The sequence below is a fragment of the Nonomuraea sp. NPDC052129 genome (genome assembly GCF_040680095.1).
Lineage (GTDB): Bacteria > Actinomycetota > Actinomycetes > Streptosporangiales > Streptosporangiaceae > Nonomuraea.
The window spans coordinates 50,221-73,911 of the sequence record NZ_JBFAVX010000019.1 but is presented as its reverse complement, the minus strand read 5'-3'; the positions used below and the strand labels follow the sequence as shown (position 1 = coordinate 73,911).

At 67.4% G+C, this 23,691-nt stretch carries 17 protein-coding genes; 6 read left to right on the top strand and 11 right to left on the bottom strand.

The features are described 5' to 3' along the window. Positions 1-112: 112 nt before the first annotated feature. Positions 113-736, bottom strand: coding sequence for a Crp/Fnr family transcriptional regulator (locus AB0L53_RS34370; protein WP_364002936.1), 624 nt, complete (start codon positions 734-736; stop codon positions 113-115). An 892-nt stretch (positions 737-1,628) separates the two neighbouring features. On the opposite strand from AB0L53_RS34370, the gene AB0L53_RS34365 reads away from it, so the two are divergent. After that, positions 1,629-1,772, top strand: coding sequence for a hypothetical protein (locus tag AB0L53_RS34365; protein WP_364002933.1), 144 nt, complete (start codon positions 1,629-1,631; stop codon positions 1,770-1,772). A 286-nt stretch (positions 1,773-2,058) separates the two neighbouring features. Here the strand turns inward: AB0L53_RS34365 and AB0L53_RS34360 are convergent, their stop codons facing one another. Beyond that, the gene (locus tag AB0L53_RS34360; protein ID WP_364002930.1) at positions 2,059-2,772 is read right to left on the bottom strand and encodes an RloB family protein; all 714 of its coding nucleotides are present in this window, start codon (positions 2,770-2,772) and stop codon (positions 2,059-2,061) included. After that, positions 2,772-3,902 (bottom strand): ATP-binding protein, encoded by a 1,131-nt coding sequence (locus AB0L53_RS34355; protein ID WP_364002927.1) that lies wholly within the window; start codon positions 3,900-3,902, stop codon positions 2,772-2,774. Before AB0L53_RS34355 ends, AB0L53_RS34360 begins: the two co-directional genes overlap by 1 nt. 273 nt (positions 3,903-4,175) lie before the next feature. Between AB0L53_RS34355 and AB0L53_RS34350 the strand changes: the two genes are divergently transcribed. Next, positions 4,176-4,376, top strand: coding sequence for a hypothetical protein (locus tag AB0L53_RS34350; protein ID WP_364002924.1), 201 nt, complete (start codon positions 4,176-4,178; stop codon positions 4,374-4,376). Positions 4,377-4,447: 71 nt separating this feature from the next. Here AB0L53_RS34350 and AB0L53_RS34345 read toward each other — a convergent pair whose 3' ends face one another. Together AB0L53_RS34345 and AB0L53_RS34340 are read right to left on the bottom strand one after the other, a co-directional pair. Continuing rightward, entirely contained in the window at positions 4,448-4,807 is a 360-nt protein-coding gene (locus AB0L53_RS34345; RefSeq protein ID WP_364002921.1) for a hypothetical protein, read from the bottom strand. Continuing rightward, positions 4,807-5,238, bottom strand: a complete 432-nt coding sequence (locus tag AB0L53_RS34340) for a hypothetical protein (protein ID WP_364002918.1) — start codon at positions 5,236-5,238, stop codon at positions 4,807-4,809. Before AB0L53_RS34340 ends, AB0L53_RS34345 begins: the two co-directional genes overlap by 1 nt. Between AB0L53_RS34340 and AB0L53_RS34335 the strand changes: the two genes are divergently transcribed. Next, positions 5,237-6,736 carry an MFS transporter gene (locus AB0L53_RS34335; RefSeq protein ID WP_364002915.1) on the top strand — a complete coding sequence of 500 codons (1,500 nt, stop codon included), beginning with the start codon at positions 5,237-5,239 and terminating at the stop codon, positions 6,734-6,736. The genes AB0L53_RS34340 and AB0L53_RS34335 overlap by 2 nt on opposite strands. A gap of 39 nt (positions 6,737-6,775) precedes the next feature. Here AB0L53_RS34335 and AB0L53_RS34330 read toward each other — a convergent pair whose 3' ends face one another. Next, positions 6,776-8,758 (bottom strand): hypothetical protein, encoded by a 1,983-nt coding sequence (locus AB0L53_RS34330; protein ID WP_364003285.1) that lies wholly within the window; start codon positions 8,756-8,758, stop codon positions 6,776-6,778. A 533-nt stretch (positions 8,759-9,291) separates the two neighbouring features. On the opposite strand from AB0L53_RS34330, the gene fxsT reads away from it, so the two are divergent. Then, the gene (gene fxsT / locus AB0L53_RS34325; protein WP_364002912.1) at positions 9,292-11,805 is read left to right on the top strand and encodes an FxSxx-COOH system tetratricopeptide repeat protein; all 2,514 of its coding nucleotides are present in this window, start codon (positions 9,292-9,294) and stop codon (positions 11,803-11,805) included. 10 nt (positions 11,806-11,815) lie between these two features. On the opposite strand, the gene AB0L53_RS34320 is transcribed toward fxsT, so the two are convergent. The 4 genes from AB0L53_RS34320 to AB0L53_RS34305 form a co-directional block, all read right to left on the bottom strand. Next, positions 11,816-13,048: an FxsB family cyclophane-forming radical SAM/SPASM peptide maturase gene (locus AB0L53_RS34320; RefSeq protein ID WP_364002909.1), complete on the bottom strand. Its 1,233-nt coding sequence runs from the start codon at positions 13,046-13,048 to the stop codon at positions 11,816-11,818. Between the two features lie 98 nt (positions 13,049-13,146). Next, positions 13,147-15,924 carry an AAA family ATPase gene (locus AB0L53_RS34315; protein WP_364002907.1) on the bottom strand — a complete coding sequence of 926 codons (2,778 nt, stop codon included), beginning with the start codon at positions 15,922-15,924 and terminating at the stop codon, positions 13,147-13,149. Continuing rightward, positions 15,917-16,912 carry a hypothetical protein gene (locus tag AB0L53_RS34310; protein WP_364002904.1) on the bottom strand — a complete coding sequence of 332 codons (996 nt, stop codon included), beginning with the start codon at positions 16,910-16,912 and terminating at the stop codon, positions 15,917-15,919. The genes AB0L53_RS34315 and AB0L53_RS34310 overlap by 8 nt, the downstream gene beginning before the upstream one ends. A gap of 3 nt (positions 16,913-16,915) precedes the next feature. After that, positions 16,916-18,151 carry a P-loop NTPase fold protein gene (locus tag AB0L53_RS34305; protein WP_364003282.1) on the bottom strand — a complete coding sequence of 412 codons (1,236 nt, stop codon included), beginning with the start codon at positions 18,149-18,151 and terminating at the stop codon, positions 16,916-16,918. Positions 18,152-18,320: 169 nt separating this feature from the next. Here AB0L53_RS34305 and fdh point away from each other — a divergent pair, with 169 nt between their 5' ends. Together fdh and AB0L53_RS34295 are read left to right on the top strand one after the other, a co-directional pair. Further along, on the top strand, positions 18,321-21,527 hold the full coding sequence (fdh, locus tag AB0L53_RS34300) for a formate dehydrogenase (RefSeq protein ID WP_364002902.1): 3,207 nt from the start codon (positions 18,321-18,323) through the stop codon (positions 21,525-21,527). Positions 21,528-21,757: 230 nt separating this feature from the next. After that, entirely contained in the window at positions 21,758-23,197 is a 1,440-nt protein-coding gene (locus AB0L53_RS34295; RefSeq protein WP_364002899.1) for a recombinase family protein, read from the top strand. A 9-nt stretch (positions 23,198-23,206) separates the two neighbouring features. On the opposite strand, the gene AB0L53_RS34290 is transcribed toward AB0L53_RS34295, so the two are convergent. Then, entirely contained in the window at positions 23,207-23,434 is a 228-nt protein-coding gene (locus tag AB0L53_RS34290; protein WP_364002896.1) for a hypothetical protein, read from the bottom strand. Positions 23,435-23,691: the final 257 nt, after the last annotated feature.

Here is a 23,691-nt window from a genome sequence, read left to right as displayed (position 1 = left end):
TGCCTCCTGAAAAGGTGCGTGAGTGGGATGACGAGCACCCTGTCACGAGATGGGTTTACGAAAGCCGTCAAAAGTCGTCTTCGCAGAAGGCTGAAAAAAGTCTGGTATGAAGCTATTTGGCGATATCTGCGAAGTTTGTCAGCTCATCAAGGTTCAAGATCAGCACCTTGCGGCGACCAGTTTCGACGAGCCCTCTGGCCGAGAGCTGTCGCAGTGCCCGCTGCACCGAGTCCTTGTTGGCGCCGATCAGCGCGCCATATTCCGCATGGGACAGTCGCACGCCGACGTCGGTGGCGCCCGCCTGCCTGTGCCCGTGCTGCCCGGCGAGCTCAATGAGCGCGCGGGCCAGTCGCACGTCCACGTCGTAGCCGGTGAAGTCGAGTCGTCGGCGGTTGGCTTGCCGCAAGCGCTCCCCGAGCAGTTGGTTCATAGACACGGCCGCGGCGGGATGCTGGTGCAGAAATTCCATGAACGCCGATCCGGCGACGTGGCTGATCAACGACCTGCGACAGGTTATGACCGACGCGAATCTGGTGGTGTTGTCGAGCACCGCCATCTCGCCGATGATGTCCCCGCTCACCCGAATGGCGACGAGGGTCTCGGCGCCATTCTCCACGCCTGCGGTGACCATCACCACGGAATCCAGCAGGACGAGGACGGCGTCGCCTGTGGCCCCCTGGCGGATGAGCCTATCGCCGGCCGGATGTGACCGATGGACACCAAGGTCCAGCAGCATGCGGCGGTTGGTGACCGGCAGCCGGGCAAGAAAGGTCCCTACAGGCCAGCCGCGAGTTTCCCACGGAGCTCGTTGAACTTTCACGCTATCTCCCGCCGCGTGTTTTGCAGGCAAGGTAGCCGTTCGGGCGGGATCGCCGCCCGAGGACGGAAACATTATTACCACAACAGGATAATCTTCTGTTTCTTGGCGATGGAGCCTGATGTCCTATTTCATGCAGATTCGGGCAGACTAATTACCAGATGTGCTGTGGAGGAATGTGAATAAGTAACATGTTTCTTGCCTGGTGGCTACATTGTGGATCATGATTTCAGATCAGCGAATAAGCGTCTTTTCCGGCAAACTTCGTGAACTTACATCAATCTAGTCATATGAGGTCCAATGGCGCTCAATCCGGCTACAGCGGCGGGGTCGTGAGAACGCTGGGAGACTGGGCTGACGGCAGTTCATCGCGTCCGGCTAGGACGCGCAGCTGCCCCGCGGGCCGCTCGAGCAGCCCTCCGACGAGATCAGTGCAGGGAAAACGCGTAGATCGCAAGCCTTGGCTCACGTGGCTCCACAGGGCTGAATACAGCCGAAAGCCGAGTCAGCGGCGCTTGTTGGCGGCTGTGAAGACGAGCCTGGCCATCCTGTCGGCGGTGGCGTACCCGGGCTGAGAGATCTCGCAGTCGAGGGTTACCAAGAGGTTCGAGACACGCAAGGAGATGTCGGTGCGGTGGAGTATGAGACCTCCGATGCGTGCGTACGTCTGGACCGTGTACGCCTCGTCGCCTACGTTCGGCCCCTTGCGGAGCTTGGCCCCAGGGTGCGCTTCGGCTCGTCCTTCATGGACGTGACCATGTTTCGCTGAGAGCTCCGGGCTAGCGAGACGCTTTGCAGACGGAGCGCCGGCATGCCCAGTCTCGTGCCGTCCGGCCTGGTTCAGTTGCAGATCTTGGCGTCCACGAACTGGCGCTTCATCGAGCCGCCGACCAACGCGCGTACCTGGGCATTGGTCAGCGGGCCACACGCGTCGAAGTCGCGGGTGAACAGGTGACGATTGGTGTCCGGCGGCGGCGTCCGGGCTGGGAACTCGGCACGGTCGGCTCGCGGTACTGGGCCGGAGCGGTCGTGGGGTGCCTTGCGCGATGGCGTTCAGCCGGCCACCTGCTCCGGGGGCAGCGGCGTACCGGATCCTTTTCCAGGATCGCGACGAGCACAGGGCGAGCGGGCCGGCCAGGCGGCGGCGGTTCCTGCATGAGGACGGCAGCCATCACGTCGGGCATCCTGCATCGGGACGTCAAGCCGACCAACGTCATGCTCCGTACCAAGAGCAAAGATCGTTAGGAGACGATCCCGAGGACCTCAAAGATGCGGTAGACGTCGGTAGAGGGATCGCGTAGGAGGATGTCGCAATTGGGAGCGTGGCCAGGTGCACCGGGCTCTGGCGCGGGAGCGCGGCGCCTGCTCGGGCAGTCGGCCACGAGATGCTGGGCCAGTTTGACCGCCGTTGCCTGGCGACCTTCCTTGATCAGCTCCTCGAAGTGGTGAGGCTCGACCAGCTTTTCGAAATCTGCGAATTCCTTGGTCCCTCGAAGCTTCGCTGGGATCGTCGTACGGTCCCCGCCGAGTCGGCCAGGCGTGCCTGACGCGAAGTGGAGCCAGAGCCAGAGCTCGAAGTGCGGGTGGGAGAAAGCGACGTTGATCCCGTTCTGGCGGGCAAGGCGAAACGCCTCGTAGATGTCCTCGTTCTCATCACGGTCGAAGATCGCCCAGAACACCGTGTTCTTGATCCCCTTTGTGGACTTCTTGAGCCGAATCGCCTCTCGTACCGCTGGGACGGGCTTGTAGCCGTTGAACTGTTGCCCCTCGGTGACCTTGCGCGGGGTGAGCTGGATCTGGAAGTTGTGCTCCGCTCCATAACGGTGGTTGAGATGGTGGAAGTAGCTCCGCTCGGTCTGCCCCTCGCAGACCAGGAAAAGGACATTGTTCTTTCTGCGGCTGCCCAGACCTGGACGCGGAAGCGTGGTTCCACCGGGTGCCCCGCGTTTGGCCATCAGGTCGGCACCTCCGTTGTCGGCTCCGTGAGTGGGCCGGCGAGCGTCTCTGCGATCTCGCCGACGGTCAGTCTTGGTACGCCGCCGTACGTACCGGCCAGGTAGTTGCGGTCGAGGGCTTCGGACTTGCGGGGACGGGCGTCGGTCAGGGGATAGATCTCGGAGGCGCCGTCCCGGTTCTTGATGGTGATGCGTACCTGGTCCCGCTCCAATGGCTGGAAGAGGTGTGTGCGGCCCAACAGGGTCGCGTCGTGGACCGTGCACACCAATTGCGCGTTGTTGGGGTTGGCCGCGGGATCCTGGAAGAGCCGGAGGACTTCGGCGGCGAAGAGGGGATGCAGGCTGGTGTCGAGTTCGTCGACAAGGAGGGCCGCCCCGTGGTCCAGGGTGGTGAGGAGGGGCCCCAGGAAGGCGAACCAGGATCGGGTGCCCATCGATTCCTGGCGCTCGTAGCTCAGTGTGACAGGGTTGTGGGGCCCTTGGTGCACGAGTCGGAGCTCGCCGGTCAGGCTGTCGATCTCGGTTCCCACGACCCCCAGGTCTGCGACCTTGAGAAGCGCGATGATGCGATCCCGCTGCGGTGGGTCGTCGAGCATCTTGCGGGTGAAGCTCTGCCGATCTTCGAAGTCGCGACCTGGGCTGATCCACCAGAGGTTGTGCCGGAACCAGTCGTGGATCGGCTTGAGATAGGGCTGGTTGAAGGCCGCGGCGACGGTCAGGAACAGTGCGTCGGGCCGGGTCTGGGAGACAAGGCTTTCCTTCGGCCCCTTCAGGCCTTCGCCGGGAAAGGTGAAGGGATCGTCGGTGTCGGCGTCGCGTTCGAACCAGACCTGCCGACGGGCCTGTCCGCCGGGGTATGTATGCAGCCATTCGGTCTCGACTCGTTGGTCGGAGACCTCGAAGCCATAGATGTACCGGTCACCGCCGAGGACGATGTCGACCTCGAAAAGGGAAGCGTCCGTACGGGCGGCCGGGTCGAGTTCGTACGGCTCGCGCGGGATGCCGTCAAGGGTGGACCAGCCGTGGACGGAGTTGAGGACCGCCTGTCGCATCCAGCGGATGGCATGCAGGACGTTCGACTTGCCGGACGCGTTCGAGCCGTAGATCGCGGTCGCCGGTAGATAGGCCAAGTCGGGGTCTTCAGTGAGACCGGCGGGGCGCCTTGATTCCTGGTTGAACTTGCTCGCTGCCAGCCAGACCTCGAACTCATCCCGGAACGATCTATGGTTGGCACCTCTGAATCTAAGTAGCACTGCACACCCTCTAATCCATCCTCTGGATCGATTCTAGGTCAATGCATGCAGATTATCTACGCAGTGTGGCGCGGGTCGTGCTCATCGGGTGCCGGGGGATGCGGCGCGAAGCATCACAACTCACCGGTGACCATTTGCGTCTAATTCGCCGTGGAATCGCTCAGCGGGGGAGATCCGCAACACATCGGGGGCTACTGGCTGGCCGGGCGGCTCGGCTCCGGTGGTCAGGGTGTGGTCTACGAGGCGTACGACGTGGACGGGCGGCGGGTGGCGCTCAAGATGTTGCACGCGGCCGGCCACGACGGCAGCCGGGATCGGTTCGCCAAGGAGGCGACGCAGGTTCACCGGTGACGACCTGCAGCGGCTGGCCACGGCGGTCGCGACGGCGATCCACCGCCCGTAGATCCCCGAGTACTCGGCGGTCAGAGCGGAATGAACAGGGCCTCGAACGGTGGTTCGCCGACGCCGGTGGTGATGTGTCCCAGCCCTGTCGTGTCGGCGGCGAGCACCAGGTCGCCCGCGCCGAAGCGGCGTCGGCTGCCGTCCGTGACCGTCACCTCGATCGTGCCGCGCAGCATCATCACCCACTGCTCGCGCGGCGCCGGATGAGCGGCGCTGTCGAACGCGGCGCTGCGGACGAACTGCACGCCACCTTTCGACGGCAGCCCGCCGACCGCCATGGCCGGCACCCCTTCGGCGATCTGCCGGTGGGCGAGCGCGATCTCGCCGTCCTCGAACGCCGATCCGCCGTCCTCCGTGCGGGCGATCCTGGTGAAGCGCATCAGCTCGCTCCGATGAACTGGTGGTCGGTACGCAGCCGGCCATCGCCGTCCAGAGCCAGGATGTCCAGGCCGCCGCCGACGGCCTCGCCCGTCCGGGTCGACACCATCGACCACCGGATGGCGAGCACGTTGGGCATGAGGGAGTACGCCTCCTCGGCGGCCTCGAAGACATGCTCGCCCGGCTCGACGAACATCTCGTAGGCACGGGTCACCCTGGCGTCCAAGGCGTCGTGACCCCGGACCTCCAGGGGCGGCACGGGAAAGGCGAGCGCCGTGGCGGCGTCGCGGATCTCCTGAGGCGGGTCGACCAGGACCTGGATCCCGTCGGGCGCCCACAGCTCGCGGATGAGGGCGCTCCGCGTCGCCGGGTCGGGCTCGTTCCACTGGGCGACATAGCGGCTGGCCCATTGCTGTACATGGAGTTGGTTCATGCGAGTAGTGTCCGGCGCGGCCTGCGACTTTACGATTCCCTGCAGGGAATCGTGCCGCTGCCACGTAGTCGCAAGCCCTGATGGGTCTACCGGAGCCGGGCTATACTCCGACGGGTCTCAAAGCCCCAAGAGTCGGTACAGCGCTTTCCATCCATGCATAAGAGGCAGGCTGTTCGCCGTGGCCATCCCCACTTGTGACCCTAAGGTCGGGCTCCAGGAACCACCGGCCAGGGCGGGGGAGTTGACTAGGACAGAAAGCTTGTCGGGCGACAACTCGGGCCCACCAAAGACGACCAGATTTGCCCTTGTATGGGCTGGTTCAACCATTTCCACGGTAGGTACGCGGACACTCGGTGTCGCCTACCCGCTCCTCGCTCTCGCGCAGACCAAATCGCCCGCCGCCGCCGGTTGGGCAGGGTTCGCTTTGACCATCCCCATCCTGGTCTTCTATATCCCCGGTGGGCTTCTGGTCGACAGGATGTCCAACCGTTCGATCATGCTCTGGGCGGAGTTCGGCCGCTGGGTGACCGTGGCGAGTGTGGCGTTCGCGATGCTCTTCGGTGGCCCCTCGCTTTTCCATCTCATCGCGGCGGCGTTGCTTGAGGGCACGTTCTGGGTCATGTGCAACCTGGCGGAGACGGCGTTGCTCCCGTCGCTGGTCCAGCCGGTCATGATGCGGCGCGCGCTGGCCAAGAGCGAGGGGGCCAGCCATCTCGCCTCACTCGCTGGTCGGCCGCTCGGCGGATATCTGTTTGGAGTGGGAGCGTTTATCCCTTTTGTGCTCAACGCCGTACTATTCGCCGTTTCATTGGTTTTGTTCTGGAAGGGGAGTCCGGGCTCCGGGCGGCGGCCCACCCATTCGTTGCAGCTGAGCGATCTGTCCGTGGGGTTCCACGTGCTCATGAAGCAGGACTTTCTGCGGGGCGCGATCATGCTGGTCACCATCACCAACCTGATGGTCAACACGCTCATCATGATCTTCGTCGCGGGGTCCGACGGGGTGCCGTCGCTGACGATCGGGCTCGTCCTGGCGGCCGGCGGAGTGGGTGGAGCGCTGGGCGCCACCATGACCTTCTTCCAGCGGCCGCTGCGCTTCACCCTGCTGATCCACACGGGGATCTGGCTGCTGGCCATGCTCCTCGCGGTGCTGGGGTCGGTGCTCCGGTCGCAGCCGCTCTTCTTCGCCATGGCCTTCTTCACCACCGGAATCGGCGGGTCGATGACCAATGTGGCGATCAGGGCCGTGGAGGTCGCCAGAATCGACCCGGGAACACTGGCCCGTGTGGTCGGCGTCTCCCGGCTGTCGGCCTACGGCGCGCTCTCCCTCGCCGCGCCGCTCGGCGCCTTCCTGGTCACCTGGCACGGCGTGACGGGCGGCTCGATGCTGCTGCTCGGCGCGATGGTGCTCCTGGCGCTGTCTGTTTTGATCGTGCCCCGGCTGCGCAAATGGCTGACTCCGCCGCTACCGGACTTCGTCGGCGAGCCCCACATGGTCTGACTCACCGGGCGCCGGCCAACCGGTAAGACGCCCCGCCCGTCACCGGGCACCGACCAGCCGGTGAGCGTCCTGCTTCATGTGCTCGGGCAGCGCGGGCCGCTGCGCGGAAATCGCCGCCTTGGCCAGGTCCACCGCTGAGGTGGTCTTGCCCGCCAGTTCCTCCACCCGAGCCGCGTAAAGCAGCAGCGGCCCATCGTCCACTGCCTCCGCCAGCGCCTCCATCATCTCCTGCTGGGCCTCCTCCAGGCTGTCGGTCTGGGCGAGCGCCAGCGCGTGCGCGATCTTGGCGAACGGCCATCGCAGCGGCCGGGCCCGGTCCAGGTCGCGCAGCGCGGCGCGGGCCCGGCCCATGCCGGCCAGCATCTGGCCCCGGCCGAGCAGGGCGTCGGCGTTGTTGCCCTCACGGTCGAGCACGTCGTTGAGCACGCCCACCGCCGCGTCCGGATGCCCGCCGTGCCACAGCGCCCACGCCAGCTCGGTCTGGATCGTGAGGTCGGCGGGCACGCGCACCATCGCGGCCCGCAGATGGCGTACGGCCTCGTTGGGGGACCCCTGTGTGAGCCGCAGCCGTCCGATGGCCGTGAGCATGGGGCCGACAGAGGCCACCTCGCCGGCCGTCTCGAAGCTCTTGGCGGCCGCGCTGTAGCGGGAGACGGCGTCACTCAACTCTCCCCGCTTGAGCGCGATGTTGCCCAGGAGCGACTCGATCTGCGCTCGCACCCGGTGGTCGTCCTGCTCGGAACGGGCCAGGCCCTCCTTGCCGTGCTGCTCCGCCAGCACGAGATCGCCCTCGCGCAGGGCGCTCTCGGCCGCGCGGAGATGGTCCTCGGTCGGCAGCCGGTCCGGGTAGGCGCGGGGCTGGTAGTCCTCCTGCGCGGGCGGCTGTAGGAGACGGTCGTACGCCGGCTCGTACGAGCTCTCGCCCATGTGCTGGTCGGCCCGGAGGAGGTGCCGGGTCACCAGCAGGGCGACGGTGGCCTTGCTGATCCCGGCCAGCCGGATCGCGCTCTGGCGGACGGGCTGCCGGCTCCCCGACCGGTCGGCGAACGCCAGCCGTAACCACGTCCGCAGCCGGTGCTCGTCACCGTTGAGCCGCTCGGCCGCGATCTCCCCGATCACCCGGTGGTAGTGCTCGGAGAGCGTCTTGTCGGCGTACAGGCTCGCCTCGCCTGCGGTGATCTTCGTGGCCTCGGCGGGCAGCGCGTTCCACAGCGCCTCGCACACCACCTGGAGATGGACGGGGTCCACGCCCTCCGCCTGCTGCGCGGGGTTCGAGCGTCCCCTGATCTGGATGAGGTCTCGGACGATCTGCTCGGCCACCCCAGGGGCGAACACATGCCCGGTGCCCTCGATCGGCCTGGTCACCGCCTCCAGCGCGCCCGCCTGGTCCAGCGCCTCCAGCGGGAAGCGTTCCCGATCGGAGCCGGCCAGCTCCCGCTCGTACGGCAGCAGGTCCCGCAGCCGGTCCGCGCGGATCGACAGCAGCAGCCGGAGGCCGGGATCCGCGTGGAGCGCCTCGCCGAGCTGCCCGAAGAACCAGTCCCGGTAGGGATGGCGCCGGCGGCCGGTGGCGAAGAGCTCTTCGACCTGGTCGATGGCCACCATGGTGAGGGTCGGATCGCCGTAGGTGTCGCGTTTGACCGGGCGGGCCCGCAGGAACGCGGGGATCGTCATGCTCGCCAGCCGGGTGGGCGTGGCCATGGGGGACCACGACATCAGCAGGGCGAGGACGTACGGATCGTGGGCGGGAAGCGCGGCCTGCGGAAAGCACGACCCGTAGGACACCCGGCCGAGAGGAAGGACGTCGGTCCGGTTCGGGCTGAGGAGCGGGATCACACCTGCCTGGATGAGGGAGGTCTTCCCGCTCCCCGAAGCGCCGTACAGGACAGTCAGTCGTTTGCTCTGCCAAAGCTGGCAAATAACGTGAGACTCCGCGTCGCGTCCGAAGAATCCATGCCGATCTTCGCCGCGAAAGACGCGTAACCCCCTGTATGGTCCCGGCGCCGCCTGCCGTGCGTCCATACCGGAAGTGCCCATGTCGTTCCTATCCGCAGCCGCGTTTCACCGCACATTTCCTCCGTGACGGTCAAGGTGGGCGAATTCTTCGCATGCGCGCGCGGGCGCGCGCCCATCCTGCTGGATGAGGCACTCTTCGGGCGCACCTTGCACGCCCGATTTCCGCCTTGCTGCTGAGAAATGCGGAGTATATCTTAAATTGAGTTTGAGAAGCCCGCTCCCAGCTCCTTCTTGTCGCTCTGGCAGGATGCCACCGCTGCTCGCAGGGCGGCGCTCTCCATGTCCGGCACGTGCCGCAGGGAAGCGGTGGTGTCGTCGATCAGGAGGTGGGATCTGTACTGCCCATCACGCATGTGCACTCCCCGTCCATTTCGGGCCATCCGAATGTCAAATGATGTACAGGCGCTTATGAGCGTGAGTATGCCAGTCCGGCCGAGGCTGGTCTGACTTCTTCCTTATTTCCATTCTATTATAAAGGATGGGCTAATCAAGCTCTAGGATGAGACATATGATTACCGGCGTCTGGGGCGGAGGTTGACGTGACGGAAAATTCACACTCCATGGTGCCGCAGGGGCCGAAGATCTGGGAAAGGGTCCCCAAGCGTAATCCGAACTTCACCGGCCGCGCGGACCTGCTGAGCGTGCTCAGGAAGAGCATCAACACGGTCACCGCCGTCGTGGCGCAGCCCCAGGCCCTCCAGGGCCTCGGCGGCGTCGGCAAGACGCAGCTGGCCATCGAGTACGCCTGGCAGTACCGCGCCCATTACGACCTCGTCTGGTGGATCTCCGCGGACCAGGCGGTGCTGGTCCCGTCGTCGCTGGCGGCGATGGGCCAGGTGCTCGGACTCCCTCCTATGGCCGGTGCCGAGCAGGCCACCCAGGCGGTGTTGCGTTCGCTGCAGAGCGGTGTCCCGTACCGGAGCTGGTTGGTGATCTTCGACAACGCCGAAGAGCCCGACTACATCAAGGACTTCATCCCCAGAGGGCCCGGCCACGTCCTCATCACCTCGCGTAACTCGCGCTGGAGCGACCATGAGCCCACCATTCAGGTGGACGTCTTCAGACGCGAGGAGAGCGTGGAGTTCCTCCGCAAGCGCCTCGGCGGGGCGGTGAGCGAGGCCGGGGCCGCCTTGCTGGCCGAGAAGCTCGGCGACCTGCCGCTGGCGCTGGAGCAGGCCGCCGCCCTGCTGGCCCGCACCCTGATGCCGGTGGACGAGTACATCTCGCTGCTGGAGGAGCAGACGGGCCGGCTGCTCAGCCTGGAAAAGGCGCCGACCTACCCGCAGTCCATGACCGCCGCGTGGCAGCTGTCCGTCTCACAGCTCGAAGACCGTGTCCCCGAGGCGGTCGAGCTCCTGCGTTGCTGCGCCTTCTTCGGCCCCGAGCCCATCCCGCGCGACGTGTTCCGCCGCGGCAACCGGTTGGTCGGTCCGCGGCTGGCGCCCATCCTGTCCGACGCCATCCTGCTGACCAACGCTCTGAGCAATCTGGAACGTTACGCGCTGGTCAAGGTCGAGCCTGCCGCTCGCACCCTCCAGGTCCACCGGCTCAACCAGGCACTGCTCCGCGACGAGACGCCGGAGAAGGACCGCGCCGAGCTCCGCCACGAGGTGCACCTGCTCTTGGCGGGCAGCGCGCCCAGTGACCCGGACGACGAGACCAAATGGGCCAGTTTCGAAGAGCTGGCCGCCCACCTGGAGCCGTCGGGGGTGATCAGCTGCGTTGACCCGAACGTCCGCAAGTTCGCGATCGACCTCGTGCGGTATCTCTACGTGCGCGGTAGCTACCGACAGGCGCAGACACTGCTCGGCGAATACATCGAGAAGTGGACAGAGCTGAGCGGCGCGCGGCACCAGGACGTGCTGGTGGCCCAGATCCACCTGGGCAACATCAAGCTGGCGCTGACCCTCTATCCCGAGGCGTACGAGATCGACTCGCGGGCCTTGGAGGTGATGCGGGAAGTCCTGGGCCATGAGCAACCGGAAACGCTGTGGGCGATGAACGGCTACGCCACCTCGCTCCGTGGCCGCGGCGACTTCCTGAGGGCGCGCGACGTCGACGCGGAGGTCCGCGACGGGTACGAGCGACTGTACGGCGAGAACGAGATCCGGACGCTGCGCGCCCGTAACAACCTGGCCCTCGACTACGCCCTGACCAGCGAATACGGCGAGGCGCAGAAGATTCTCCAGTCCGCCTACCTCTACATGAGCGGCGCGGAGGGCAGCGGCAGACGCCTCCTGCTGCAGACCTGGACCAACCTGAGCCGGGCGGTGCGGCTGAACGGCCAGTTCCACGTCGGGACCGACATGGCCGAGGAGGCCTACAGATACGGCGTGGCGCAGCTGGGCGAAGACCACCCCGCCACCCTGCTCGCGGCCAAGGACCTCGCCATCAGTCAGCGCAGAACCGGCAGGCTGGGCGAAGCCCTGGAGCTCATGCGGGACACCTACACGCGGCTGCGGCGACTGTACGGCGACGTGCACGCCGACACGATGGCCGCCGCCGTCGGCCTGTCCAACGCCCTGCGCGCCTTCGGTGAGCTCGACGAGGCCAAGGCGATGGTGGATCGCGCGCTGGAGTTCTACCCCCAGGTGTTCGGGGAGGACCACCCGTTCACCCAGGCGAGCAGGATCAATCTGGCGCTGCTGGCGCGCCTCGGCGGCGACGCCGCGAAGGCGCGGGAGATCGATCAGAACGCCCTGAAGGGTCTCACCGAGCGGCTCGGCCGCGATCACGACTACACGGTGACCTGCGGCATCAACCTGCAGAACGACCTGGCCGCGCTCGGCGAGTTCGACCAGGCCCGGCGGCTCGGCGAGGAGAACTACCAGCGGATCCAGACGCACTTCACCCCCGACCACTACCTCAGCCTCGTCTGCGCCGCCAATCTGAGCCTGGACCTGCGGGCGACGGGCGCGGAGAACGAAGCCGCGCGGCTGCACGAGGAGACGATGAGGCGCTTCGACCTGATCGTGGGACGTGACCATCCCGATACGCTCGCGGCGCTCGCCGGTGAGCGGCTCAACTGCGACTTCGACCCGCCACCCATCTAATTCGGCCGGGTCAGCCCGCTCCGCGGAGCCGCGCCATGTCGCGGGCGCACCGCGCGGCGATGTACGTAATCAGCCGGTACAGGTCAGGGCAGTAGACGGAGGGAGTCGCGAAGCCGCTGTTCTGGCTGTAGCGGTGCGCGTAGAGCCCGCCCCCGCAGGTGGAGACGATCTCGCAGCTGCGGCAGGCGGGGGACAGCGCCAGCTCGCCGATCTGCCGCGCGACGATCGACGGGTGCAGCAGTGCCCGGTCGAGCGGGTCTCTGAGCACGTGCAGCGGGGTTTGGGGGGCGCCGGGGTAGGCGCTCTTCAGGATGTCCGACTGCTGAATGCGGCCGTCGGTCTCGATCACCACCATGCGCACCGGGGACAGCCCCACCGTCTCCGCCCGCGAAGGGCTGCCGAGCAGCAGGCGCAGGATCTCCTGGAACATCCGGATCTCGGTCTGCAGAACCGGGCTCTCGTACCAGCGGTCGAAGATCTGGATCAGCCAGTCGGCGTACGGCGTCGCCGCCGAGCCCGCCTCGCGGAAGGGCGGCGGGGCCGGCCAGTTGCCGTGGGGCAGCAGGAAGTCGATCGCCGGCGGGTCGAACTCCAGCAGCGCCTCATAGGTGCGCAACGGGTCGTTCCGCACGTCCACCGTGCACAGCAGCCCGCTGAACAGGCGGTGGTACGGCCCCTCGGTCAGCCGACGCAGCGACGCGCTGACCAGGGCGTGGCTGCCCCGGCCGTCGGCGAACCGGCGGTGCCGGTCGTGGCTCTCCTCGTCGCCGTCGACGCTCACTCCGACGCGGATCTCCAGCGAGTCGAACAGCCGCAGGAAGGATTCGTCGAGCCGTACGCCGTTGGTCTGGATGTTGACGTTGACCCGGGTGCCGGTGTCGACGGCGCCACGGATGCCGCGTACCAGCCGGGAGATGAGCTCGGGGCCGGCCAGCAGCGGCTCGCCGCCGTGCAGGATGATGTCCACCTCGGGCAGGTTGTGGCGGCCGGCATGCTCGGCGATGCGCTCGATCGTGCGGTCGGCGACGGCGTCGGACATCCTGCGGGGCTGCTCGCGCCAGCTCTGGTCCGCCATCTCGTACACATAGCAGTGGCGGCACGAAAGATCACAGCGGCTGTGAATCTTCAGGATGAACTGCTGGAAGGCGAACGGCTTCCATCCGTCGGCCAGCAGCGCGTCGACGTCGAGGAATTCCGGGAACTCCTGGGTGAGCAGCGGTTCCGAATCAGGGCTTCCTAACAACGGCTACCTCTTAAGTGTCGTGTGCCCCAGCACACTCGCCGTTCGGGTTTCGCGAAACGCTCCACCCGGTCCCTATTTCTCATGGCTTCGAGGGATAGTCAAGATTTACCCAGATTTGAGCGGATTTCCTCTTGGCGGTGGAGCAGTTTTTCGAAGAACAGATACAGCTCGTCGATTTCCGCGACGAGGGGGAGCCAGTCGTAGGTGCCGAGCCCGTCTTGTTCCAGGGGGGAAAGCAGGCGGGCGGTGGCGCGGAGCTCATTGGACGGGATCTCGATCGGCACGATCTCGGCCATACCGTCGCGGTAGGCGCGAGCCAGCGGGTGTCTCGATCCGCGTACCCCGAGTGCCGCCAGGGCCGCTTCGGCGGGATGCTTGGAGACCGCGCCGTCGGCCAGCTCAAGTGAGCCGGGATTGGCGATCGCCACCAGCACCCGCAGCTCGGGCGGCAGGTCGCGGAGCACGCGCGGCGGCCGGTCCGATTCGGCGCGCCGCTGCCCGCGCGCCAGGAGCAGCAGCACCTCGGGGATCCGTTCGCGGAGCCCGCGCTGTACCTCCGCCACGCAGTCGGCGGGCGAGCGTTCTGAGACGGCCAGCCGCCGCCCTATGGCCTGCCGTACGAGCGCCAGCGGCTCCGCCAGCATGGCCTCCGTCAGCACCTGGTATCCGCTGTCGGGGTCCTCGCTGAGCGCGTAGGCGTAGCGGCCGACGGGGTCGGCGGAGTGCGGATCGGCGGAGCCACGCAGCTCACGGGCGAGCTGATCGAGATCGCGCCGGGACTCGAGCGGCGTGTTCGCTCGGCGTACGTCAGAGGCGGCGAACCTCCGCCACAGGAACCAGGCGGCGGTCGCCGCGACGGCGGTGCCCGCGAACAGGGTCACCGTGAGCTGGATCGGCACGAGGGAGACGGTGGCGAGCGCCACGGCCGTCGTGACGACTGCCGTGGCGACGGCGGCGGCCAGCATCCTGAGCCGCGAGGAGCGTTCGCGGACCACCTCCGCCCGGGCCTGGCGGAACTCCGCCCAGTCCGCGGTGGTCCGCGCGGCTCTAGCCTCGGCGATGCGTCCTGCCAGCTCCGCGCGCTTGGGCGGCCAGTCTTTCGGCGCCTGGCGGTCAAGCCGCTCGCTCTCGGCGGTGAGGTTCTGGTGCTCGAGCCGGTCGCTCACGGCGGTGAGGTTGCGGTTGAGGATCATCATCTCGGCGCGGCGCTCGGAGTTCAGCTCTTCCAGGTGCTCCACGATCGCACGCATGGCGTCGTCGAAAGCGGCCGGCTCCTCGTCCCTGAGCGGCATGGCGGCGATGCGTTCGACCAGCTCGTCCAGCTGGCCCGGGAAGCCGGGGGAGCCGTCGGCCACCAGCACCACGTGCACCGCGCCGCGCAGGCCGGTCAGCACCGGAGGGCTGACGTAGCCCGTGGCGAGCAGCGCGGTGAAGACCGGACGGCCGCCGGCCCGCAGGTGTCTGGTCTGGGTGACCGTCTGGACGGCGTTGGCGACCTCATCGTCGAAGAAGACGGCCTCGGACAGTTTGACCAGGGCACGCGGCTCACGCCGGTCAGGCAGGTGGAAGGAGACGCCACCATCACCCGTCTCCGTTCGCTCGATGGTGAGCCCGGCGGCGAGCAGGCGGGTCTCGACGAGCATCGCCAGTTCGGGGAGGCTGGGGGAGTGACTGTGGCGGGCGGACGCGCTCGTGACCAGCTCGGCGTCGATGACCGACAGCGGCCCCGCGACTTCGAAGCTCGCCCAGCTGAGCTGCAGCAGCAGGCGGAGGTTGCCGCCGCTGTGACGCAGGAGTTCGAGCAGCGCGCTCTCGGTGAAGGGCCAGATGGCCTCGCCGGACTCCGGGCGGGCGGCGCCGATGTACGCGCCGAGCACCAGCCGGGCCTCGTCGGGGGTGAGCGGCAGCATGTGGCAGGCGCCGGTCCCGATGCGCTGGCGCAGATCGGGCGGCATGCGCTCCCACGCCGCGTCGTTGGACACCAGGAGCAGCAGCCCGGCCGCCCGCGGGATCACCTCGACCAGGCTCTGCAGCAACCCGATGTTCGCGGTCAACGAACTCCGGTCCGCCGGCAGGAACTTCTCGCACTGGTCGAGCACCAGCACGAACGGCCGACCGCTCCTGGTCACCAGCCTGGCCAGCAGTTGCAGGCCGTACCGGCAGGTCAAGGGGTCGTCGATCTGGCCGCTGACGCCGAGCGCGCGGGAGGCGTCGGGGCTGATCGGGCGGCCGCACAGCCAGTCGTAGGCCACGCCGGAGAACTCGGGGCGCAGCAGGAACGACAGCGCCCGCTGGAACTCGGGCCCGCTGCCCGCCACGGCGGCGATCTCCTTGGCCTGCTCCTCCAGCACCTCGCCGGCCTCGACCTGATGCGTGCCGAACAGGTCGTACACCCGGCCGGGATCGTCCCCGACCGCGGACAGGACGGCTCCTCTGCTGGCCGGGCCGTCGGCGTGTCCGGCCCGGTCACCCGCGAGCGCGCCCAGGTAGCGCAGGCTCAGGTCCGTGAGCAGGTCCTGCGGCAGTTGGGAGACCAGGCGGCGGTACTCGGCGACGAAGTCGTCCTCCTGGAAGCGCAGGTAGAGCTGGACCGCCCGAGGGTCGGCGTCGTTGACGAAGGCCATCATGTGACGGGCCGCGTGCGTCTTGCCCACCCCGTGGGCGCCGTACAGGCAGGCGAGACCGCCGTCGTGGGCCCGGTCGTCGCCGAACCCGCGCAGGTAGTCCGTGGCGCAGCGCTGGGCCTCGCGCACTCCGGGCAGGATCGCGGTGGGGGTGCGCCGGGCCCAGTCGCGCAGGAACTCGGCGAGAGAGGTCTCCTCGGCGCTGGAGATGCCGCGGGCCGGAAAGGGATTGCGCGCGGGGTATTCAGCCATGGAAGCCTCTCAGCCTGTTCCATCTGTCGCGCTGCCATATCTTGAGCCGCACCCAGCGCTCATGTATGCGCAGGTCTTCGGCCGCCGGCCATGGCTCGTCGCTCTCGTACTCGCTGAGCCGCAGGTCGAGGAGCACTTCGAGGTGTTGGATGGCCTGCCCGATCGTGTACGGGCGCTTGCTGAAGACGTTCTTCACGCCCTGCTCGTCGAAGGGCGCGGGCGGGTTGCCCTTCCACCGGAATTCGGCCAGTGCCGCGATCTGCTCCGGGGTCAGCGTGTCGAGGTCGAAGACATGCCCGCGCTCCGCGAACGCCTGCCGGTCCGCCTCGGTGATCTGGACGGTGTTCGCGTGCTGGTAGCTGTCGATGACGAACACCACGACGGTGCTCGTGTTCTCGAACACCTTCTGGGCCTGGGTGATGAGCTCCTTGGCGGGCACGCCCTCGTACCGGATGCCGAAGCCGGCGTTGCGGCCGGCGAACGTCGTCGCGGTGAATTCCGCGATCTCCTGCAGGTCGTATTCGTTCATGGGGTTGGCCGGGCCCCTTTCGCTCAGCGTGCTGAAATGCGTGCGCAGCGCGGGCGGGATGTCGATGCCGTTGGCGTTCATCTTGTTGCGCAACGAGAGCAGGGTGGAGCACAGCACCGCGTAGGCGTCGTGCGTCATGTCACCGCGTTCCGCGCGATGCGTCACGAAGGTGAAGCCGGGCGGCAGGAGCGATGCGGCGGCCTGCTGGTACAGGTACATCGCGTGATTGGCCAGCGACGTCCGCCCGCTGTTGCCCACCCCCGTGATCAGGAAGAAGGCCGGTCCCCCCTTGCTGATCGCCTCTTTCACGGCCGTCTCGATGACCGCGAGCCGGATGAAGCCGGCCAGTTCGAGGACGAGTTCGCGATCGGCCGGCAGCGCGAGGGGGTCCAGCGGGCGAGCGGCGTAGGGATTTCCGGCGGGCAGTCCGTACAAGTCGTAGCGCAGGTCGTCGGACATGTCTCACCCGCCGATCATCGTCAGGTAGACGGGCAGGTCGTCCGCGGCGGCCTCGAAGGCGGAGTCGGCGAAGATCGGCGCCAGGAAGTCGTGCCTGCCGCGAAAGGCCAGGGTCAGTTTCTGCAGCGCCTCCGCCCGCGTCTTGAACCGCGTCTGGAAGCCCTGGAGTACGTCGGCCGCCAGCTTGTCCTGGTGGACGAGCTCCAGCGCCACCAGCAACGCCGGCTGCCGGAGCACGTTCGCGAACAGCTCCGGGCTCTGCACCCGCAGCACCACCAGGCGGACGACCAGGTCGGTACGCAGAGCGGCCAGGCCGGGGGTGCCCTCGATGATGGCCTCCGTCACCCGCAGCAGGTTGAGCACGCGTTTGATCTTCCGGGGATTGGGCGTGAGGATCCGCTCCAGCGTGCCGACGTGCTTCCTGGCCAGCTCTCCCGGACGGGATTCGCGGATGAACCGGCCCACCTCCGCGGGGCCGAGCGGGTAGAGGTGCAGCGGGAGCTGGATCATCTTGTCCAGGTAGTCGTCGCCGATGGCCGCCTGATCGGGGAAGCCGAACGGCTGGTACTTCACCAGGACCCCGCGGTCGACCACGTCCTTGGCCAGGGCGATCAGCACGAAGACGTGCTTCAGGTCGAGGAAGAGCTTGATCGACTCCAGCAGGTCGATGATCTGGTCGGGCTCGCACCTGTCGAGGTCGTCGACGAAGAAGACGATCTTCTTGCCCTGCGCGGCCAGGCGGTCGGCCTCCTGCTGCAGCAGCCCGCGCAGGCGGCCGGCCTGGCTGTCGACCTGGCCGCGCAGCGCGGCGTACTGCTGGGCGAGCTTGTCGATCTTCTCCACGCTCATGGAGCTCAGGGTGAGCCTTTTCAGCATCTCGTCGGCGGCCAGCTTCGCCATGATCGTGCCCAGCCTGCGGACCGTGCCGGCGAAGCGGTGCTCGGGGTCCTGGTCGAGCTCGGCGTGGAGCGCGTTCAGCAGGGGGAGCAGCATCTCCGGCTCGCGGCGGTGCACCCAGGGGTTGAAACGCACGCGGACGATCTCCTCGCCATGCCGATCGAGTAAGCGCCTGTCGACCATTTGGAGCAGGGTCGATTTCCCACTTCCCCACGCGCCGTAAATGCCGATGGTGAAAGGCGTCTCGGTGTCGGGATTGGTGATGATCGAAACGAGGGGATCGACGTAGCGGCGAAACTGGAGTAGATCTCCGCGCCAATTGGCCGGGGCATCCGAGAGCATCGCGATATCGGGCATAGTCCCTCCAAGGAGAGGATGCATCCTTGGTGCTGCCTGATACTTCAGGTTATCGAACTGTGATGTGCGCCCCTCTGTCCCTTGTGTCGTGGTCTACCTGGCCTTCGACCGCCCGGGGTGGTTAGCTCAGACAGATTGGGGCAGGGCCTGCATTGTGTCCGGTAAGGGGTGGTTCTCCCGGTGGCCGGTGATCCGGCAGCTCAAGGGAGAGGACGGTCGGAGCGACGCCGTGCGCTCCGCCCGTACGGACGCGCTCACCCCGCGCACCGAGGAGGCCGACACGGTCGCGCGGTCGATCTGCCCCTACTGCGCGGTCGGCTGCGGCCAGCTCGTCTACGTCAAGGACGGCCGGGTCACGCAGATCGAGGGTGACCCGGACTCGCCCATCTCGCGTGGGCGGCTGTGCCCCAAGGGCTCGGCGAGCAAGCAGCTCGTCACCCATCCCGGCCGCCAGACCCAGGTGCTGTACCGGAGACCGCACGGCACCGAATGGGAGCGGCTCGACCTCGACACCGCGATGGAGATGATCGCCGACCGGGTGATACGGACCCGGCGGGAGACCTGGCAGCAGACCTATGAGGGCAAGGTCGTGCGCCGGACCATGGGCATCGCCGGACTGGGCGGGGCGACGCTCGACGACGAAGAGAACTACCTGATGAAGAAGCTCTACACCGCCCTCGGCGCGATCCAGGTGGAGAACCAGGCCCGTATTTGACACTCCTCCACCGTCCCCGGTCTGGGGACCAGCTTCGGACGCGGTGGCGCGACCACCTTCCAGCAGGACCTGGCGGGTGCGGACTGCATCGTCATCCAGGGCTCCAACATGGCCGAATGCCACCCGGTGGGCTTCCAGTGGGTGGTCGAGGCCAAGGCGCGGGGCGCGAAGGTGTTCCACGTGGATCCGCGCTTCACCCGGACCAGCGCGCTGGCAGACCGGCACCTGCCGATCCGCGCGGGCAGCGACATCGTGCTGCTCGGGGCGCTGATCAACCACGTGCTCGCCAACGAGCTGGACTTCCGTGAGTACGTGCTGGCCTACACCAACGCCGCCGTGATCGTTTCGGCGGACTTCCGGGACACCGAGGATCTTGACGGGCTGTTCTCCGGGTTCGATGCGGAGACGGGCTCGTACGATCCGGGGAGCTGGGCGTACGAGGCGACGGGCGAGGGGACGGACAAGGAGACGCCGAGCGCGCGGGCGCCGGGCGAGGCGGTGGAGGGCGGACGGGTCCACGCCGAGGCCGCGGGGGCGGATACCTACGGCTCCGGGGGCGCCGCCGCGCATCCCACCCCGGCGACGGATCCGACGCTGAGCCACCCGCGCTGCGTCTACCAGATCCTCCGGCGGCACTTCGCCCGCTACACCCCGGAGCTGGTCGAGCAGCTGTGCGGCATCTCGCGGGCGCACTTCGCCGAGCTCGCCGACGCGATCACCGCCAACTCCGGCCGGGAACGCACCACCGCCTGGGTGTACTCCGTCGGCTGGACCCAGCACACCGTCGGCGCGCAGTACATTCGCACCGCCTCGATCCTCCAGCTGCTGCTGGGCAACATGGGCCGCCCCGGTGGCGGCATCCTGGCGCTGCGCGGGCACGCGAGCATCCAGGGCTCCACCGACATCCCGACGCTGTTCAGCCTCCTGCCCGGCTACCTGACCATGCCCCACGCCCACCGGCACGAGGGGCTGGAGGACTATCTCGCCCGGGAGGGCGGCGACGTCGGCTTCTGGGGCCACCGGCGCGCCTACCTGGTGAGCCTGCTCAAGGCATGGTGGGGGAACGCGGCCACCGAGCAGAACGACTTCTGCTTCGACCACCTGCCGCGCCTGACCGGCGATCACGGCCACTACACCACCGTGATGGGCCAGATCGACGGGACGGTGAAGGGCTACTTCGTTGCGGGCGAGAACCCCGCGGTCGGCTCCTCCGGCGGCCGGGCGCAGCGCCTCGGCCTGGCCAACCTCGACTGGTTGGTGGTACGCGACCTGACGCTGGTGGAGACGGCCACGTTCTGGAAGGACGGCCCGGAGCTCGAGACCGGGGAGATGCGTACCGAGGACATCGCCACCGAGGTGTTCTTCCTGCCCGCCGCGAGCCACGTGGAGAAGGAGGGTACGTTCACCAACACCCAGCGGCTGCTCCAGTGGCGGGAGAAGGCGCTCGACCCGCCCGGCGACTGCCGCAGCGACCTGTGGTTCTACTACCACCTGGGCAAGCTGGTCAGGCGACGGCTGACCGACGACGAGATCGACCGGCCGCTGCGCGAGCTGACCTGGGACTACCCCGAGCTGGGAGAGCACCGGGACCCGTCGGCGTCGGCCGTGCTCCGCGAGATCAACGGGGTCGGCCCGGACGGACGGGCGTTGTCGGCCTACACCCAGCTCAAGCCGGACGGATCCACCAGTTGCGGCTGCTGGATCTACTGCGGCGTGTACGCCGACGAGGTCAACCAGGCGGCTCGGCGCAGGCCGGGGCAGGAGCAGTCGCCCGTGGCGCCCGAATGGGGCTGGGCCTGGCCCGCGAACAGGCGCATCCTCTACAACCGGGCCTCCGCCGACCCCGAGGGCCGTCCGTGGAGCGAGCGCAAGGCGTACGTCTGGTGGGACGCCGAGCAGGGGAAGTGGACCGGGCGGGACGTGCCCGACTTCGAGCCGAACAAGCCGCCGGACTACCTGCCGCCCGAAGGCGCCCGGGCCGAGGATGCGCTCTCCGGGACCGACGCGTTCATCATGCAGTCCGACGGGAAGGGCTGGCTGTACGTGCCCGCCGGCCTGGCCGACGGCCCGCTGCCCGCGCACTACGAGCCGCACGAGTCGCCGGTCGGCAACCCGTTGTACGCCCAGCAGGCCAACCCCGCCCGCAAGATCTACCCGCGACCGGAGAGCCCCTACAACCCGCCGGAGTCGCCGCGCTACCCGTACGTGCTGACCACGTACCGGCTCACCGAGCACCACACGGCGGGTGGCATGAGCCGGCCGCTGGCCTACCTCGCCGAGCTGCAGCCGGAGCTGTTCTGCGAGGTGTCGCCGCAGCTGGCCGCCGAGGTGGGGCTGGCCAATGGCGGTTGGGCCACGATCGTGACCAGTCGAACCGTGATCGAGGCTCGGGTGCTGGTCACCGGCCGGGTTCGGCCGCTGCGGATCCAGGGCAGGGTGATCCATCAGATCGGCCTGCCGTACCACTGGGGGTGGGGCGGCGGCGGCCTGGTGACCGGCGACGTCGCCAACGACCTGCTCCCGCTGGTGCTCGACCCGAATGTCTACATTCAGGAGAGCAAGGCCGTGACCTGCGACGTACGGCCCGGCAGACGGCCGAGGGGGCAGGCGATGCTCGACCTGCTGGAGGTGTACCGCGATGGCTGAGCGGATGGGCTTCTTCACCGACACTAGCATGGTGTACCCATAGGCTCCATATACTGAGGAGCATGAGCGACAGCGACCTGCTCCCCGAGGGTGCTCGCACCTTATCTGGCCTGCGCGTTGGCCTTTATATCCGTATCTCTGACGACCGCGAGGAATTGGGCCGAGGAGTGGCCCGTCAACTTGAAGACGCAACGGCCCACGCCCTGCGTCGGGGCGCATCCCATACGCAGGTGTACGAGGAGAACGACACCAGCGCCTACAAAAAGCGGCGGCGGGTGGTCCGAGGTGAGGACGGGGACCCGTACTTCGTCTGGCGGGTGATCCGCCCGGTATGGCAGCAGATGCTGGCCGATCTCCGCCGTGGCGCGATCGACGCGGTCGTGGTCTACGACATCGACCGACTGGCACGTGATCCGCGTGACCTCGAAGACGCGATCGAGATCGCCCAGTACTGGGGTAAGCGCTTCGAGGGCGTGACCGGCTCGCTCGACCTCAACACGGACTCCGGCGTAGCGATGGCGCGCGTCATGGTAGCCATGGCGTCCAAGTCGTCCGCCGACACGGCTCGACGGGTGAAGCGGATGCACCGGGAGTTGGCCGAAAAGGGGATCTCGAAGGGCCCGTGGCGTCCGTTCGGCTGGAACGAGGACAGGACGACCGTTCACCCCGTCGAGGCGGAGCTGGTCCGTGAGGCCGTGCGGAAGATCCTGGCGGGCGTCCGTGTCGGCGGCATCGTGGCGGACTGGAATGAGCGCGGGGTCAGGACGACTCGCGGCAACAAGTGGGTGTGGACCAACCTGCTCCTGATGCTGCGGAATCCACGCCTCTGCGGCTATCGGGGACGGGTGAATCAGTGGCTCAACGACAAGGGCACGTACGTCAGCGAGTTGGAGATCGTCACCAGGCCGGACGGCACGGAAGTGCTCGGGCAGTGGGAGCCGATCATTACCCGGGATGAGTGGGACAGGCTGATCAAGAGGATCGGCAAGCACGCGAAGCCGACCGGGCTCCCCGGAGGGGCCAGCGCCCGGAAGTACCTGCTGACCGGTTTCGCCCGGTGCGGTGCCTGCGAGGGCCATCTGAAGATGTCAGGCAACGCCATCCGCCCCTCGAAGCGGTACAAGGAGAACTTTTTCTACTACTGCCCCGGCGTGGAGCGTGGCGAGTGTCAGGGCAACAGCCGGACAGGGCCGCCCGTCGACGAGCTGATCCGTGACCTGATCTTCATGGTTCACGACCAGCAGATGAGCGGCGGCGTGGTCGAGGAACCGGGCGACACGCCGGAGGAGCTTGCCGTGCAAGCTCGGCTCGCCGAGATCGACGAGTTGATGAAGGACCTGTACGAGCGGTGGAAGGCGAAGAAGCTGCCGTCCGACCGGTACTTCGCCATGTCCGATGACCTGGAGGCCGAGAAGGGGGAGCTGATGGCGAACCGGGCCGCCACGACCCAGGTTGTTGCCGACGCCGACTTCGCCGACGCGGTCAGGAAGGGCTGGGACGACGCCACGCTGGACGAGAAGCAGGCGTTTTTCGGGAAGTACCTGAAGGCCGTGATCATCCACCCGATCCCGCTCATGAAGAGCAAGACCAGTGACAAGCTGGTGCCGTCCCCGAAGTTCAACCCTGACCTGATCGAGCCGGTGTGGATCCACGGCTCGCCGTTGCAATAGGAACCGGTCTCAGGCGGCCTGCTGCCTCGGGCGGGCGGACGCACGACTTCCGCTTACGCGGATGCCGAGGCAGGCATTGGCCGCCGCCCATTCCTCCGGGGAAAGCCGGGGGGCGAGTGCTGCGTGGCGCTCCAGCCACGCCTCACGCTTGCGTTCGTCATCGCTCACGGACGCCTGGTCATTCATCGCACGCACAGGGGTGTTATTCACCGCTTCCGCATTCGTCCGGTTGATCACGGGCACGAGGCTACGGAGGGGTTAGTTGGGATGGGCAAGCCCTGCGAGAGTCGGAAAATTCACAGCTCGACTAGTTAGGATGTTGTTTGCCAGCCCACGGCCGTATCTGATAACGGCTCCGAAAGCTCCGCACTCCCGAAGTCGCCAGAGTGTCACAGCGCTGCCTTGCAGCCGCTGACGAGTCATTCCCAGGGCGGCATTGATGGGGCCGGAGAATGGCGCTCAGGGCCGCACAAGGGGTAATGAGGCCGGAGGCG